This window comes from Paenarthrobacter sp. UW852 (assembly GCF_024608385.1).
Lineage (GTDB): Bacteria > Actinomycetota > Actinomycetes > Actinomycetales > Micrococcaceae > Arthrobacter.
Genome location: NZ_JAMSGY010000004.1, coordinates 326411 through 342135 on the forward strand (window position 1 = coordinate 326411; position 15725 = coordinate 342135).

Annotated in this window: 12 protein-coding genes; 4 read left to right on the forward strand and 8 right to left on the reverse strand. The window is 64.2% G+C overall.

What is annotated here, in order from left to right:
- Positions 1-73: 73 nt before the first annotated feature.
- Genes NEK97_RS09755 through NEK97_RS09765 form a run of 3 tightly spaced genes read right to left on the reverse strand, consistent with a single transcriptional unit; the run spans position 74 to position 3205 of the window.
- Entirely contained in the window at positions 74-1294 is a 1221-nt protein-coding gene (locus NEK97_RS09755) for an amidohydrolase family protein (RefSeq protein ID WP_257369660.1), read from the reverse strand.
- Position 1295: 1 nt separating this feature from the next.
- The gene (locus tag NEK97_RS09760) at positions 1296-1805 is read right to left on the reverse strand and encodes a GAF domain-containing protein (RefSeq protein ID WP_257369662.1); all 510 of its coding nucleotides are present in this window, start codon (positions 1803-1805) and stop codon (positions 1296-1298) included.
- Positions 1802-3205, reverse strand: coding sequence for an MFS transporter (locus NEK97_RS09765; protein ID WP_257369664.1), 1404 nt, complete (start codon positions 3203-3205; stop codon positions 1802-1804). Before NEK97_RS09765 ends, NEK97_RS09760 begins: the two co-directional genes overlap by 4 nt.
- Positions 3206-3313: 108 nt before the next feature.
- On the opposite strand from NEK97_RS09765, the gene NEK97_RS09770 reads away from it, so the two are divergent.
- Entirely contained in the window at positions 3314-4192 is an 879-nt protein-coding gene (locus NEK97_RS09770) for a MurR/RpiR family transcriptional regulator (RefSeq protein ID WP_257369666.1), read from the forward strand.
- A 25-nt stretch (positions 4193-4217) separates the two neighbouring features.
- Here NEK97_RS09770 and NEK97_RS09775 read toward each other — a convergent pair whose 3' ends face one another.
- Positions 4218-6881: a Tat pathway signal sequence domain protein gene (locus NEK97_RS09775; protein WP_257369667.1), complete on the reverse strand. Its 2664-nt coding sequence runs from the start codon at positions 6879-6881 to the stop codon at positions 4218-4220.
- A gap of 194 nt (positions 6882-7075) precedes the next feature.
- On the opposite strand from NEK97_RS09775, the gene NEK97_RS09780 reads away from it, so the two are divergent.
- On the forward strand, positions 7076-7669 hold the full coding sequence (locus NEK97_RS09780) for an adenylate kinase (protein ID WP_257369668.1): 594 nt from the start codon (positions 7076-7078) through the stop codon (positions 7667-7669).
- Here the strand turns inward: NEK97_RS09780 and NEK97_RS09785 are convergent.
- From NEK97_RS09785 to NEK97_RS09795, 3 genes are read right to left on the reverse strand one after another with little or no spacing between them, the layout of a single operon-like run.
- Positions 7666-8415, reverse strand: coding sequence for a glycosyltransferase family 2 protein (locus tag NEK97_RS09785; RefSeq protein ID WP_257369669.1), 750 nt, complete (start codon positions 8413-8415; stop codon positions 7666-7668). The two genes, NEK97_RS09780 and NEK97_RS09785, sit on opposite strands and share 4 nt — an antisense overlap.
- Positions 8412-9791 carry a bifunctional PIG-L family deacetylase/class I SAM-dependent methyltransferase gene (locus NEK97_RS09790; RefSeq protein WP_257369670.1) on the reverse strand — a complete coding sequence of 460 codons (1380 nt, stop codon included), beginning with the start codon at positions 9789-9791 and terminating at the stop codon, positions 8412-8414. The genes NEK97_RS09785 and NEK97_RS09790 overlap by 4 nt, the downstream gene beginning before the upstream one ends.
- The gene (locus NEK97_RS09795; protein ID WP_257369672.1) at positions 9785-10858 is read right to left on the reverse strand and encodes an acyl-CoA dehydrogenase family protein; all 1074 of its coding nucleotides are present in this window, start codon (positions 10856-10858) and stop codon (positions 9785-9787) included. The genes NEK97_RS09790 and NEK97_RS09795 overlap by 7 nt, the downstream gene beginning before the upstream one ends.
- 265 nt (positions 10859-11123) lie before the next feature.
- Between NEK97_RS09795 and NEK97_RS09800 the strand changes: the two genes are divergently transcribed.
- Both NEK97_RS09800 and NEK97_RS09805 read left to right on the forward strand, forming a co-directional pair.
- Positions 11124-13403 (forward strand): bifunctional SulP family inorganic anion transporter/carbonic anhydrase, encoded by a 2280-nt coding sequence (locus NEK97_RS09800; protein WP_257369673.1) that lies wholly within the window; start codon positions 11124-11126, stop codon positions 13401-13403.
- A gap of 199 nt (positions 13404-13602) precedes the next feature.
- Positions 13603-14199, forward strand: a complete 597-nt coding sequence (locus tag NEK97_RS09805; RefSeq protein WP_257369675.1) for a DUF1992 domain-containing protein — start codon at positions 13603-13605, stop codon at positions 14197-14199.
- Positions 14200-14274: 75 nt separating this feature from the next.
- On the opposite strand, the gene NEK97_RS09810 is transcribed toward NEK97_RS09805, so the two are convergent.
- Complete coding sequence (locus NEK97_RS09810; protein ID WP_257369676.1) at positions 14275-15603, reverse strand: ammonium transporter; 1329 nt, start codon at positions 15601-15603, stop codon at positions 14275-14277.
- Positions 15604-15725: the final 122 nt, after the last annotated feature.

Sequence of the window (15725 nt, forward strand, 5' to 3'; positions counted from 1 at the left end):
TTGATCAGCATACTTACATTATCGGGCTTTTTGGAGGGTAAAGACAGGTCTTTTAGTCTTGGTGACGTAGGACCTAAGAGATCACGCGGCCGTTCTGGATCAGGTGTTCCAAATGCTCGGAGATGTCGGCAAGTACGGAGATGTCGGCCACCGGATCCGCGCCCAGGATCAGCATGTCCGCGTCCGCGCCAGGTGCGATCACGCCAAGTTCACCTTCGCGCTCAAGCAGCTGGGCCGCCGTCGTGGTTGCTGCGCGGATGGCGGCGATAGCCGGCTGGACCTTGCCCAGCAGCCTGAACTGTTCGTTCTGGTGGCGGTGCATGCCACCCAGGAGGTCGGAACCGAAGGCCATTTTCACTCCGGCCTCGTGGGCGCGGGCGATTGCTTCAAGGCCGCTGGTGAGCACCGAGTCCACCTTGGCCCACATTTCTTCCGTGAGCCCAAACTCCTTGCCCTCTTCCTTGAGCGCCCAGTAGGTGACCAGGGTGGGAACCAGGAAGGCGTCCTTTTCGAGGAACAGCTTCAGGCTTTCGTCGTCCAGCAGGTTGCCGTGTTCGATCGAGCGGACACCAGCTTCCAGTGCGCGGTTGATGGCGCGTGCAGTGTAGGCGTGGGCGGCGACGTAGCGGTTTGCGGCCTGGGCTTCTTCCACTGCTGCACGCATTTCCTCCATGGAGTACTGGGTGGAGTCGATGCGGTCAGTAGGTGACGAGACCCCGCCGGATGCCATGATCTTGATGTGGTGGGCGCCCTTGCGGATCTCGTCCCTGGCGGCCGCGCGGACGGCATCCACGCCGTCGGCCACGCGACCTATTCCGCAGCAGTCGCGGCCGTTGGGGTCATGGTCTTCGCCGGGGAGGCGCATGTCGCCGTGGCCGCCGGTCTGGCTCAGCGCGTGGCCGCAGAAGTGGATCTTCGGACCCTCCAGGAGCCCTTCTTCCTGGGCCATCGCCAGGCCAAAGTCGGCACCTGAGAGGTCGCGGACAGTGGTGAAGCCGCGGCGGAGCATCTCGCCCATGATCCGGGCGGTTTGCGCATAGACATACGACGCCGGTGTGTAGGTGAGGGAGCGGAAGTCGGCGCTGGAAGCAACGACGTGGACGTGGGCATCAATCAGGCCGGGGATCACGAACTTGCCGGTGCCATCGATGACCCGCGCACCTTCAGGAGCGTCGGCGTTCGGCCCGACGCTGCTGATCTTTCCGTCAACGCTGACGACGTCGGCGGTGGAGTACGTGCCTGCGTCGACGTCCAGGACGCTGGCGTTGCGTATAACGAGGGGTGTGGTGCTCATGTTAAACGGTGTCCTTCGCAGGTGCTTCAGTGGATTCGGGGACTTCGACTTCAGTGGGATGGGCTTCGAAGGCCTGTATAAGTTGTGCCTGGTTTGCGTTGACGAGGCCGACGGCGGTGTCCACGCTTTGCTGCGTGTACTTGCCTTCTGCGTCGAGGAGGGCAAGGACGCCCACCACGTTGCTTTCCGGATCGAGGACCGGCACGTTGATCACGGCACCGCAGCCGAGTTGTTGGATGAGCCCGGAGTCGGCAAAGACTTCCTTCAGCGCGTCCAGGTCTGCCGCGAGGAACGGCTTCTTGTCCTCAATGACGGTTCCGAGCCACCCGGGGGAGATCTCAACTGTCTTTTCGCCGCCCACCGGATACTCTGCGGGGTGGCTTGTGAAGAGGCGCTTCAGGCTGGAGCGCTGGGGGATCCATTGAAGGGCCGTAAAAAGGACGACGCCTGGGTCCTGCTGCAGCGCATCGAAGGCCTGTTGGAAAGTAGTGTCCGATTCCATGAAGCTCATTTGGTGACCGTTCCTGCGTGGTTGTCTGGCGCTGCGTCATGCTCGGCGCGGGCGTTGATGTCCTCCAAGGACTTACCGGCCGTGGAAGCTCCGAAGATCACGACGCCCAGGACGCCGATGGTCAGCACCACCGTGGTCATGGTGAACACGCCGCCGAAGCCGAGTGAGGCTGCGAAGATGCCGATGATGGATGGTGCCAGGATGCTGCCTATGCGGCCAACGGCACTGGCCAGGCCAACGCCGGTAGCGCGCATCCAGGTGGGGAAGAGCTCCGGGGTGTAGGCGTAGACGCCGGCGTAGGTGCCGTTGAGGAAGAAGGACAACGTTGCGGCGGCCAGCAGGATCATGCCGGAATCGTTGGACTGGCTCAGCCAGAAGGCACTGATGGCCGATCCTGCCAGATAAAGGGCGATGGTGTTTTTGCGGTCAATCCGGTCGCACAACCAGGCGGCGGAGAAGTACCCGGGGATCTGCGCAAGGTAGATCAGGATGGAGAACTCGAAGCTCTTGGTGACCGTGATCCCGCGGCCGACCAACAAGGTGGGAATCCAGGAGAAGAAGCCGTAGTAGGAGAACGTGATCACGAACCAGATCAGCCAAATCACCGCTGTCCGGCGACGCATCGCCTTTGACCACATGAATTTCAGGGCATTCCAGACGCTGATCTTCTGCTCGTGTTTGGTGATCTCTTCGGTACCGGGTACCAAGGGTGTGAGTTCCTTGCCTGTGGCTTTCACAACGCTCTGCTCGAAGCGTTCCACTACGGCCGTTGCCTCCGCGACGCGCCCCCGGCTGATCAGGAAGCGGGGTGATTCGGGCAGTCCCCGGCGCCACCAGAGCAGGAGGAGGATGGGGATTGCGGTAAGGACCTGGGCCCAGCGCCAGCCGTCCTCGCCCATGGGAACCACGAACCGGCCAATCAATGCTGCGGCGACAAAGCCGAAGGAGAAGAATCCGGCAAGGGTTCCAATGAACCAGCCGCGGCGCTTGGGGGGAATGAACTCGGAGAGGAACGGTGCGATGATCACGCTTTCCGCGCCTGCGCCGAGTCCTGCAAAGATCCGTGCAATCAGGAAGATTTCGAAGTTCGGGGCCATCGCCGCAATGATCGACATGAGGCAGTAGAAGGCCAATGCCCACAACATGACCTTCTTGCGGCCGAAGCGGTCGCCCATCCAGCCGGACAGGATCGCGCCGAAGAAGAAGCCGAAGGGGGCTGCCGAACCTACCAGTCCGAGGCTGGCGGTGCTGAGGCCCCACAGTTCCTGGATGCGCGGGAGCAGGAAAGCAACCACTGCCCCGTCCATGCCGTCGAACGAGTAGCCGAGGCCTCCGATGAGGAGAAGCTTGTAGTGTGGTCGACTGAGAGCCAGACGATCCAGGCGTGCTGTGAGAGACATGGTGATTCCTGCCAAAGTGGGCCAAGTTGTACATTTTTAGGATTATGCACGGATCTGTGCAGAAGTGATGTATCGAAGTTACGGCCAAAGTGTGAGGTAGGTCAATAGGTGGAAGAAGATTTCGACTCGTCAACATTGACCGAGTGGCTGGACGATCGTGTCCAGGGGCGGAAGCTCGCGGCCCGGCAGATGCAGGTCATCGGCATCCTCCGGTCCCAGCCGCGGCTCGCCTCTTATGGCTCCGTCAGCGACATCGCCGCGGTTGCTGCTTCCAACGCCTCCACGGTGACCAGAACCGCGCAATCATTGGGATTCAAGGGTTGGGTGGATTTCCAATTCGAGCTCAGGTCGCGGTTCCTGGCATCACTTAGTGCCGTGGAAGTCGCGGCCGAACACAACGGCCACATCAGTAGTCCTGCACAGGCTGCGGTCTCCACGGACCGGGCCAATTTGGCGCACTTCGAGCGCACGCTGGATGCCAACACTGTTCATGAAATTGCGAAGTTGATCGCGGGGGCGCGGCAGACCTTCATCATCGCGGCAGGCAGCTACGCCATTCCCGGCAAGGCCCTGGAGCACAACGCCATCATTGCCGGCTACAACGTTCGGCTCCTGGATGCCGACGTCGCCGCCCTCACCAACGCCATAGCCCGGCTCGGCGCCGAAGATCTGGTCATCGCGATCAGCCTTTGGCGGGTCTACGACAGCACCATGAGGGCCGTCGACATCGCCCACAACCTGGGCACGCCCATAGTTTCCATTACTGATAGCGCGGGATCACCGGTGGCGGTGCACGCGGACCACAGGATCGTGGTGCCCACCGAGGGTGCCGGGTTCTTTCCCTCCCTGACAGGTGCGGTGACCGCGGTCCAGGCGATCGCCGTCGAGCTGGCATCCCTGGACCGCGAACGGTCAAACCTCAACATCGCCGCGTCGGAGCGGACTTGGGACCAGATGCGGATCATGCATCCGCGGTCAACGTCCTAGGCCCGCCTCCCGAAGCAGCATGACTTTACGACGCCGGTTCCTCCTCCGGCGCCTCGGTGGACCCCGGCAGCCGGTCGCCGATCAGGGCCAGGTTCTGGATGACCGCGAGCCCAAATTGCGCGGTGTCATTGGTGGATACCGTCGGCGCTTCATCGACAGGCTGAAGCACGTGCGGCGGCAGGATCTTCCTGAGCGTAAAGGCCTCGGCGTGGTTCAGGTTTTCTCCGCCTTCGGCAAAGCTGTCCCACGCCAAGACGGCCAGTTCCGGAGACGCCAGCTTCGCGGCCGCGTATGCCGTGAGGCGGCTGTGGGCTTGGGTGAGGTAGATGCCAGCCAGGGGTTGGCCGACTTCAGCGGCCTGTTCCTCCGGGGTCGCCAGGAACAGGCGGCAATACTGCATCCAGGCCCTTTCGAAGGCGGCATCAGGCACCAGGCGGATCAGTTCGCTGCAGATTTCCACCAAACCGAACACGGCACTCAGGTGGGAGACACTGATGACTTCCCTGCCGGCGTCGAACCTTCCCGTGTCCAAGTCGTAAAGCGCTTCGCCGGTCAGGAAACCGTACTTTAGTGCGCCGATATCGGCCATGGTTCCCAGCAGGCGATCACGGGAGCGGGGATTGCCCGTGCGCTCCCAGTCGGTGAGCCACGTGGCGGCAAGTGAACCCCAATCGGTCCCCAGCCCGACGCCCAAGGCGCCGCGGTCCGGGCGGTACGTATCGGCGTCGGGCCTTACTTTGCGGACAGGGTCCAGCCCCAGGAAGTTCTGGTCGCTGTCCACCAGTTCGGTGAGGAGGTCGCCGGTGCGGTCGTCGGCGGTCAGGTAGTAGTAGAAGCGCCGGTAGGCCGGGGTGCTGATGCGCAGCTGCTTGGCGCTGCAACCCCAGTGCTGGACGTTGTGCCGCGATCCCAGGCCCCGCCAGGGGCCAAGGTGGTAGACATCCACCTCACCGGTGTGGCGGGTCATGGCCTCGGCGTAGCGGAAGACGTCTGCGCGGCCCGTGCGGAGGTACATGTACCAAAGCCAGAGGTCGGGTGAGAGCTCGGAGTTGTCCCACGCATAGCCGCCCACGTCGTAGCGCCAGACATGCCGGTCAGTGTCGTAGGTGTGCATGACGTCGCCGTAGTTCCAGAACCCGTACCAGCGGCGCTGCTCCGTCTGGCCCTGGTAGAAATCGAACAGGAAGTCCAGCTTGTCTTCCAGCTCTGCCCGGACAGGGGTGCTGCGGTCCACGGGAGCCCAGTCACCGAAGACGCCGGCTTGGTGAAGGTACTCCGGGGAGGGCTGCAGCAGCGGGGGAGTGGAGGCTGCCCGTGCGTCGGCGGCGAGGCTCTCCGTGCTGGGCGTTGAGTCGTAGGCGTACAGCGTGAGTTCGTGCGTCCGGGCGATCCCGGTGGGGTTTCCGAAGCCCGGCTCGTAGTCCTCGTAGGTGATTTCAAGGCCCTCAAGCTGGTCCTCGAACGTGTCCTGGCCCAGGCCGTCGTGGTAGAAGCGGAGATCCATCGGCTGGGCTTCGGGGGAATAGAGCCAAGCGGTCACTGTCGCGTTGCTTGTTGCGGCGCCGCGGATATCCAGCTGCCCCGGGTGCGACTGCCAAAAGTTCCTCACTCCGATACCGAAACCGCCGCGTAGATCGCTCAGCGAACAGCAACCAGCTGACCGGGTTCCGCCGGAAATGCCCACCCAGCCGTGGCCGGGCGCCGTCCGTTTGCGCAGCTCGAAGCCGTCAGCAGACAGTTGGGTGAGGGTGTAGTCGTTCCAGCTGGGTATGAGGCGGAGGCGCTCCGAAACCAGCGGGCTCCACTCACTGAGCGGCGGGGTGGCCTCACCGGCAATCTGCGCGGCGCGGACAGCTTCTCCCGGATCCCGGCGCAAACCAGTCAGGCCCCGGACCGCTTCGACCAGGAATCCGCCGTCAGCACCGGCGATGCGTACGTGGCGGTCATGCAATTCACTGGCAAGCGGTACCGTGAATTCAACACCGAGACCCGCAAGGAAGTCCTCCTCCGCATTGCCGTCCCAAATGAACGAGTGCATCATCCGTATGCTGCTGGCGCCCGCGTAGAAGTACAAGCGGACAGTGAAGGGGAGCCATTCCCTGCTGCCATCCTTGGCACTGTGCCGCCCCTCGATCCGAACTACCGCCCGGACCGGGCCACGCTGTTCCACTGTGACGCCTGAAACCTGGCTGGTGTAGGCCTCGCGTGGAGCGCTGCCTGCTCCCTCGGCCAGGTTGTTCTGCAGGAGGCTCACCAGCCGGGCATCCTTGGCTACGGCCTCGCCGGCGCGACGGAGTTCGCTGAACAGGGTTTCCCCGCGCCTTGGGATGACCATGTCGAGCACGCCCGTGGAGACGGTGACGGCGTCGTCCGTTTCGGCGACCGTCACCCCGGGTGAGTGTTCGACGGCGGCTGCCGGGCCGCCGTCGTGCCTATCGGTTGAGTGGGTGACCTGGTAGGCGTCGGAGGGCTGATCCGTTGCTCCAATGGCGATGCCGGCCCATTTGAGGGAACCGTCGGGCCACGTGGCGAGCGGCCAGGCCTGGGCATTGACGGCAACTCCATTCATGTCGCGCACCTGGAGGTGGTCCGCGCCCGCTGCGGTGCCGCGCTGGAACGGCATGCCCCAGGTCGTGCCACTGCTGAGCCTGGCGGGCGGTTCGGCATCGATCCACCTGAGCTGAGTCATGTTCATTCCACCTAAAGTCTGGGAAAACGCTTTCTTTGAGACGTTTCAATAACTTACCCGCGCGTGCGAATGGCTGCAAGGGGCTGGTTGGATACTGGGATCGATGAACCAACAAATTCGCGTGACCCGGGCGCTCCGACCTGCCGCGGGCGTATGGTTTAAGTCCCGGCCGCCTCTCGAAACGGACCAGACTCATGGCGCGACTGATCATCATGGGCCCTCCCGGTTCCGGCAAAGGCACACAGGCGGAGCACATCGCCAGGCACTTCCGGATCCCTGCCATTTCCACTGGAGACTTGTTCCGCACCCACGTTCGCCAAAAGACGGAGTTGGGGGCCGAGGCCAGTGCGTACATGGATCACGGCGAGTTCGTGCCGGACCATGTCACCACTGCCATGTTGAAGCAACGCCTGGACGAAGATGATGCCGGAGAGGGGTTCCTCCTGGACGGCTATCCGCGAACGGTCATCCAGGTTGCTGCCCTGGACGAGATGCTCACCGATCGGGGACAGGCGCTTGACGCAGCCCTCGCGTTGACGGTCGACGATCATGAGTTGCTGGACCGGATGCTCCGCCGCGCCCAGGAACAGGGACGCAGCGATGACACTGCGGCGGTTATTCGTCGCCGTTTGGAACTCTACCGTGAGCATACAAGGCCGGTTCTGGAGGCCTACTCAAACCGTGGGATATTGCTGACGGTGAATGGATCCGGCGAGAGGGAAGCGATTACTGAGGCCGCGATTGCCGCCATCGAAGGGGCCTTGGCGAATAAGGCCGTAGGAGCCTAGCTCCCTGTCGCGGCAGGAACGTCCGCGCCCAGTGCCAGCAGATACGCTGCGAATCCCTCGGGTGCCCGGGCCTCAGTCCGGCCGGAGGTGAGAACCCTGATGGAATCCGTGGCAGCCACCCTGAATCCTTGGTGACGGGTGCGCTCCACCAGGCGCCTGTCCTCATGGGCCCGGAGATGCGGGAAACCCCCTGCGGCGAGGTACGCCGAGGCCCTGATACCCAGGTTGGCGCCGTAGATGTGCTGATGGTTTTCGCGAAAGGGGTGTAGTTCCAGCCATCGACGAAGCACGGCCGGGTCCACATCGTAGGCATCCGGTTCCACCGACCCCAGAATGACGTCAGCGCCGCCGTTGGCCAACCCGACTTGGCGTACCAGCCAGTTCGGCGGGACCACCGAGTCGGCATCGGTGTTGGCGAGCCACAAGCTCCCTGTTGCTTCCGCCGGATGGGGGAGCAGGGCCGTCCGGATGCCGTAGTCCCGGCAAGCTCCCGCGCTCCGCAGTTGCACGCTGACGGAGGTGAAACGCGGGTCCGCCGCGACGTGGGCGGCGGTGATCCCGGCCGAACTGTCGGTGCAGCTGTCCAGGACCACAGTGACAGTGGCAGGCATACCCGGATGCTCCCGCTCCAGGGTGTCCAACGCTGTACCCAGTGCTGCCAACGCCCTGCCGATGTGCTGTTCCTCGTCGTGGGCGGGCATGGTGACCGCGATGCGTTGGATCCGCTGCCTGGTGCCCCCGGTCATGTCGGTCCGTCACTGACGGCCGGGGCCGGTGCGACCAGGGTTTCCAGCACGAAATCCTTCTCGCGGTAGACCCCCAACGTTGGCCAGGCAAGTTGCTGCCGGGCCATCGAGTGAACGGCTTCCGCGTCCAACTGCCAGCCTGAGATGGGGTGGCGCCAGTGGCACAGGAGCAGCGTGCCGCCCGGTTTCATGGCGGCCTTGATGTGCCCGAAAACGTCAGCCAGCTCTTCCGGTGCCAGGTAATAGCCCATCTCGGAGAGCACTACCAGGTCAAAGGAGCCCTCGGGCCACTCATGGGGGATGGTGAGGTGCCGCGCTTCGGCGGAGGGGTACGCGGAAAGCCGCTCGGCCGCCTTTTTGGCCGCAATACCGCTGGCTTCAACACCGAGGAACGCCTGGCAACGTTGAGCGAGTTCCTCGCTGAGGGTGCCGATGGAGCAACCGAGTTCCAGCCCGGATTCGTACGATTCCTCCGGGAGGGCAGCCAAGGTCAGTGCGCGTTTTCGGCGCTCGTACCAGCTGGTTGTATAGGCCCAGGGGTCGTCTCCCTTGGCGTGGACTTCGTCAAAGATCCGTTCAGCGTCGGCCGCGGTGTTGTTGCCTGCCTTCGACGGTTGCCAGGCGAAGGTTTCCCACGGCCTCTCGAAGTGCTCCAGGAACGTCCCCGACAAGAGTGTTCCGTCGCCGGGTTCCTCCGACAACGGTTCGATCTGGGACGTGTGGGCGCCCATGGCCTTTCCCTTCGTTTCCAGCTCACGCCCGGACAAAGGCACCCGCACCCAGGATTGCCATGCTGGGTCGTGCAAGCCCGCCCACAACCAGTACCAGATGGGGTATTCCAAGAGGCCGTGGCCGTCCTCTTCAGCAACCTTGGCTGCTGTTGCGCCGAGAACATCGTGGTCGGTGTGGCCGTCCTCGCGGTACGGGGCAACGATGACGATGTTCTCCGGTGGCCGGTTGTGCGCGGAAATGGCGTCGCGTATGGCCTCGGCAATGCGGCCCGCGTTGGCGGCCAACTTGCCGTCGGGCAGTCCCAGGAACTTCCAGGTCGCGCTGGGAGCCAGCCCGGACACAGCCGCGTCGAACTCAGCGAGCCGGACGGCGGCAAGCTGTTCCGGCGTCGTGGTTGGTGATTCCGGGTGCGATGCTTCACCGGCCGTACACAGCAGGAGTTCCACCGCAGCTCCGGCTGAATGCAGTTTGGCCACGAACCCGCCCGCGCCCAAGGTTTCATCGTCCGGGTGTGCGGCCAGGACGACGAAAGCCATGTCCGCGAGTTCGTCCTGGCCCAAAGGGAGCTCGGGCAGCGCAGCCACGCCGCTGGACAGCCATTCCGCCTCGGTCGTGCCTATGTCTGTGTGCGAAAAAGCTACCACCGGCGGTCCCCCTTCAACGCCAGCGCCCCCAGCTGGGCGTCGTCCCGCATGGCGTGATGCTGGCGGACATAGAGGGACAAATCCGCCATCCGCTTGCCGTACTGTTCGTTGAACGCCAACGGCCCGGGGCCCAGATTTTGCGTCACCAGGGTCTGGACGCGTTCGACGGCGGAGGCAACAGTTCCGCGGACGCGCAAGGCTTCGGGCCAGGGGCTTTCGCCCGGTTCGCCTGGTTCTGCGAGGTCGCCGGCGTCGATGCGCTCAGCCGTTTGAGCCAGGTATCCGGTGACGGACGCGATGATCCGGTCCACCTCGCCCAATGAAGCAAGGGCGATCTGGTCCGGTTCCCGGCCGTTGTCCGATGCCCTGGCCAGGGAGTCGCAGAAGTCGCGGGCCACGGCTACTGCGCCTCCAAGCCAGCAGGCGGCGACTCCCATGCCACCCCAGGCGAAGCCGGGGCGCTCGAAATACCAGCCCGCGCCGCCGACGGCTGTGGCTGGGACGTGGTCGAAGTGCACCGTTCCGCTCGGGATTTCCTTGAGTCCGCGGCTGGTCCACTCGGGTGTTTCGGCTTTAACGCCGGAGTGCTTAAGGTTCACCGCGAAGGCGCCCCGGGTGTTGTCCCCAGCGACATGGGCGGTGACGACAGCCCCGTCCAGTTGTGCAGCGAGGGAACACCACGGCTTTGAGCCACTGAGCACGTAGCTGCCGTCAGCTTCCTGCTTGGCCTCGAGCTTCAGGCGCGGACCTTCGGCTGCGAAAACTCCCCATGCTCCCTCGGGTTGAGGCTGTTCCGCCTGGGCCAGGATTCCGACGGCGTCAAGGTGCGGTTCGAGCACGCGCCCCGCCGCGACATCCACGGACGTGACCGAGGCCAGGAGTTCCCAGAGCTTGACCGTGTTCCCGCTCCCGGGCGTAGGAGCTGTCTGTCCGATGTCCTCGGCGATAGCCAAAAGGGCTGGAACGTCGCCGACGGCTGCGCTCACCTTTCCCAGTATGGGATCCAGTGCTTGCAGCTGTACGGGCGCGGAGCTGATGCGTACGGGCTGCACTTCTGTATTGCTCATGGACCCAGCCTATTCTAAGGAACCTTAGTTTTGGTGCGCCCGGCAAGTGACGACGACGGCGTGAGTTGCCCGCCGTCGCGTTCTCGCCTCGAGGACGTCGCACCACGGACCCCTCCAACGCGCTGAACCCCCGCGAAAGTTCCCCTTGGTCCCAAGATGAAGCGCATCTTCACAGCTTTTGTCATGCTTGTCACATGTTGTTGTCATTAAGCGTGACAGGTTCCGTAGCTTGGAGGAGTCAGTACTCCCGAGCCAAAGGAACACCATGCCGCAGTCCAACGAATCCGCCACCATCCCCACCGATTCCCACAGCCCGCCGGGACGAACCAAGCCAAGCTTCCTCAGCAACCTGGGGGCGGATCTCCCCGCGTCACTGGTGGTGTTCCTGGTCGCCCTTCCCCTGTCCCTCGGCATCGCCGCAGCCTCAGGGGCTCCCATCATGGCCGGGCTCATCGCAGCCGCGGTCGGAGGAATCGTCGCCGGCAGCCTGGGTGGTTCGCCACTGCAGGTGAGTGGCCCAGCCGCCGGCCTGACCGTCGTCGTCGCCGGCCTGGTAGCCGAGTTCGGCTGGCAGGTGACCTGTGCGATCACCGCTGCGGCCGGCGTCGTGCAGTTGCTGATGGGTGTGAGCCGTATCGGCCGGGCAGCGCTGGCAGTGTCGCCGGTAGTGGTCAAGGCCATGCTCGCGGGCATCGGCATCACGATCATCCTGCAACAACTCCATGTGCTGCTGGGTGGCCAAGCCGCGGGGTCCGCCGTCGAAAACCTGGCGGGCCTGCCCGCGGCCATCACCAACGTCGAGCTGCATTCGGCGCTGCTGGGCCTGGCCGTCGTCGTGATTCTCCTGGCCTGGAAGTACCTTCCCGCGATGGTGCGGAAAGTTCCCGGGCCGCTGGCCGCCGTCGTCGCCGTGACAGCGCTGTCAGTAGCAGTGGCCCCGAGCGTTGAGCGCATCAGCTTCAGCGGTTCAATCCTGGACGCCGTCGCGCTGCCCAGCCTGCCCGACGGCAACTGGCGCGCCGCAGCGATGGCCGTCATCACTGTGGCGCTGATCGCGAGCATCGAATCGCTGCTGTCCGCCGTGGCCGTTGACAAGATGCACGGCAGTTCGCGGACCAACCTGAACCGAGAGCTCGTCGGCCAAGGCTCCGCCAACATGGTCTCCGGCATGCTCGGCGGACTCCCGGTAACCGGCGTGATCGTCCGCAGCGCCACCAACGTCGAAGCCGGAGCGAAAAGCCGTACCTCGGCCATCCTGCACGGCGTGTGGGTCCTGGTGTTCTCCTTGCTGTTCGCTGGCCTCATCCAGTTGATTCCCCTGTCCGTGCTGGCGGGTCTGCTGCTGGTGATCGGTGCCAAGCTCATCAAGGTCGCCGACATCCGCACCAGCCTTCGCACCGGCGACCTGCTGGTCTACGCGGTGACGTTGGTGTGCGTGGTGGCCCTGAACTTGCTCGAAGGCGTGCTCATTGGCCTGGCACTCGCTGCTGTTTCTGTACTGTGGCGGGTGCTCCGCGCTCAAATCCACGCTCACGCCCCGGCCGGTTCCGGACTGCCGTGGCGGGTCACCATCGCCGGCTCTTGCAGCTTCTTCGCCTTGCCGCGGCTCAACCGCGTCCTGCATTCGGTGCCCGAAGGCCATGATGCCGTAGTGGAACTCAACGCCGACTACCTCGACCACGCCTTCCGCGAAGCCCTGGTTGCCTGGCAGAAGCAGCACCGCAACACCGGCGCCTCCGTGGCCCTGGAAGAGCACGGCACCACTGCTTTCACCGACGCCGAGGACAACACTCCCCAGCGCCAGGACCCCCGTGAACTTCCGCTTCCGCCCAAGACGTCCTGGTTGCCGTCCGCCGGCGGCCCAACAGCGGACGACGACGGCGGGCGGCTGCCGCTGCGCTCTATCCTCCTGGGCATCGACAAATACCACCGCCGCCACGCGGACAAGGTCCGGCCGTTGGTGCAAGACCTGACAGAAGGCCAGAATCCGGACACACTGTTCGTTGCCTGCGTGGATTCCCGGGTCAATCCCAACCTCATCACCAGCAGCGGACCCGGCGACCTCCTGACCCTCCGGAACATCGGAAACGTGGTGTGCAGCGACGGTCGCGATGCTTCGATCGACTCCGCGCTCTCCTTCGCAGTCAAAGGGTTGTCCGTGGACTCGATCGTCATCTGCGGGCATTCGAACTGCGGTGCGATGAACGCCGTCATCGCCGACTTTGAAGGAGCTGCGCCTGCCTTGGGCGGCGGATTCGATACCTGGCTGGAACATGCGCGGCCAAGCTACACGGCCATGCTCTCCGGACATCCCGTGGCAGTGGCCGCGGCTGCCGAAGGGTACAGCTGCGTGGACCAGCTCAGCATGGTCAACGTGGCTTTGCAGCTCAGGAAGCTTGAGGACCACCCTGTGACCGGCCCGGCGCTTCTGTCCGGCCGGGTGCAGCCCATTGGCTTGTTCTACGACATCTGCACGGCCCGCGTAGTGCTGGTCACTCCCGAGGGCATCGAACAACTCGATCCAAGCATGGCGGTTCGGTCCTAGATCCGGAGCCGTACCTCCGACACCCACTCTGGGCCTACAAGCAGCCCCGACACCCCGCTTCCACGGCGTGCCGGGGCTGGCTTGTTTCCACACCCGGTGGCGGGGGTACAGGCCCAAGCAGGCGCCGTATGCGGAATACTGGGAATCAGAACCACGATGTCCGGCAGGGGAGGACTGCCGTGCGAGGAGGTGTCCACAAGTGAACTCCGGGAACAATGCCTTCAGGCGGAAACTCGAGCGCGGCGCTGAGTTGCGCGCTGTCCGGGGCTGGGGTGGGAACGCGGAAGAAGACGCGGAGATCGAAGCTGCGGACGCCGCGGAACGGGAGAAACGCCGGAAGGTGGACGACGCCGCCCGGGTTGAGTACCTGATCCGGGACGCCATGGACCAGGGCAAGTTCGACAACCTCAAGTATGCCGGCAAACCCATTCCGGGCCTGGGCGAGCACTACGATCCCGATTGGTGGGTCAAAGGGCTCATTCAACGGGAGAAGCTCAGTGGCATCGGACCTCCCGCGATCCTGCTGCGGATCGAGGATTCCGAACTCGATGCCAAACTGGACCAGCAGTACACGGAGAAACAAGTCCGGGACATCCTCGAGGACTTCAACAAGCGGGTGATTGAGGCCCGACGGCAACTCCAGGGCGGCCCACCCGTGATCACCAAGCTCAGGGATGTGGATGCTGAGCTGGAGCGGTGGCGCGAGCGGAGGGCCGCCGAGGCTCCTCCCGAGCCCGAGGCTGGACCAGTGGCCAGGCGCACGTGGTGGCAGCGCATCTGGAACGGTTCAGGATGAAACCTTTGCGACGCAAACAGCAGCCGACGGCGGAACCCGGGTTCCGCCGTCGGCTGCTGTCTGAGTGTGGTGCCGTCAGGCGAAGCTGTCTTCCTTGACCTGTTCGGATTTCGGTGCTGCGGGCTTCCGGCCAATCAGCGCGGAAAGGTGCGCCTGCTGCTGGCGGAAGTGGCCGTGGGCGGTGAGCCCGAATTCGTAGGCCGATTCGGCGTGCTGGGTGAGGTCCACTCCGGTGACTTCGTGCTCCAAGGGAACCCGGAAGCCGATGGCCTTGTGGATGGCCCGGCCGATGACCAGGGTGCCCACGCCGGAGAGTGCGATGGTGATCAGCACGGCCATGGTCTGTGCAATGAGTTGTTGGGGACCGCCGCCGTAGAGGAGGCCGCCCGCGACCCCGTCCTGCGGGAAGGCGATGAAGCCCAGGGAGAGCGTGCCGATGACACCGGCGCCGAAGTGGACGCCCACGACGTCGAGGGAATCGTCGAAACCGAACTTGTACTTCAGGTCCACGAACACAGCGCAGGCGGCGCCGGCCACCAAGCCCAGGCCCAATGCGGCGAGCGGGGTGATGTTGGCGCAGGACGGGGTGATGGCCACCAAGCCCGCCACCACGCCTGATGCCGCACCCAGCGAAGTGGGGTGTCCGTGGCGGACCTTCTCGACGACGAGCCAGCTGAGCATGGCCGCCGCCGGGGCCACCAGGGTATTGACCCAGATGAGGCCGGCCTGCGCGGCGGTAGTAGCAGCGCCGCCGTTGAAACCGAACCAGCCGAACCAGAGGATGGCTGCGCCGATCATGATGAACGGCACGTTGTGTGGGCGGTGGTTGGGGTCCTTGGCGAAGCCGTGACGCTTTCCCACGATCAATGCGAGGACGAAAGCGGCGGTTCCGGAACTGACCTCAACCACTGCACCACCGGCGAAGTCGATGACCTGGCCGAAGATCTGAGTGAGGGCACCGCCGGCGCTCATCAGGCCACCGCCCCACACCATGTACGCCAGGGGGCAGTAGACCACGGTGACCCAGATCGGTACGAACAAGGCCCAGGCGCCGAACTTGGTCCGGTCAGCGATTGCACCGCTGATGAGGGCCACAGTGATGATGGCGAAGGTTGCTGCAAAGGTGGCCTTGATGAGGTCGGGGGATCCCATCAAGTCCTGCAGGCCGAAGTGCGCGAACGGATTGCCGAACAGGCCCAGGATGCCGTCGCCGGTGGTCATCGAGTAGCCCCACAGGACCCACACCACGCCCACGATGCCGGCGGAGATGAAGCTCATCATGATCATGTTCAGGGCGGCCTTGGCGCGGGTCATGCCGCCGTAGAAAAGGCCGAGGCCTGGGGTCATGAATAGCACCATCGCCGATGACAACATCAGCCAGACGTGTTGCGCAGAGATCTCCACCTGCGTTCCCTTCAAGCTTGTCCGAAACGGGGCCGTTGTTGCACGGCCCACACCTACCCCCCGATCAATATTCGGTGAGCTATGTTTCCGACTCCGAAGAGCTAAGTTGCAGGAAAGTTACA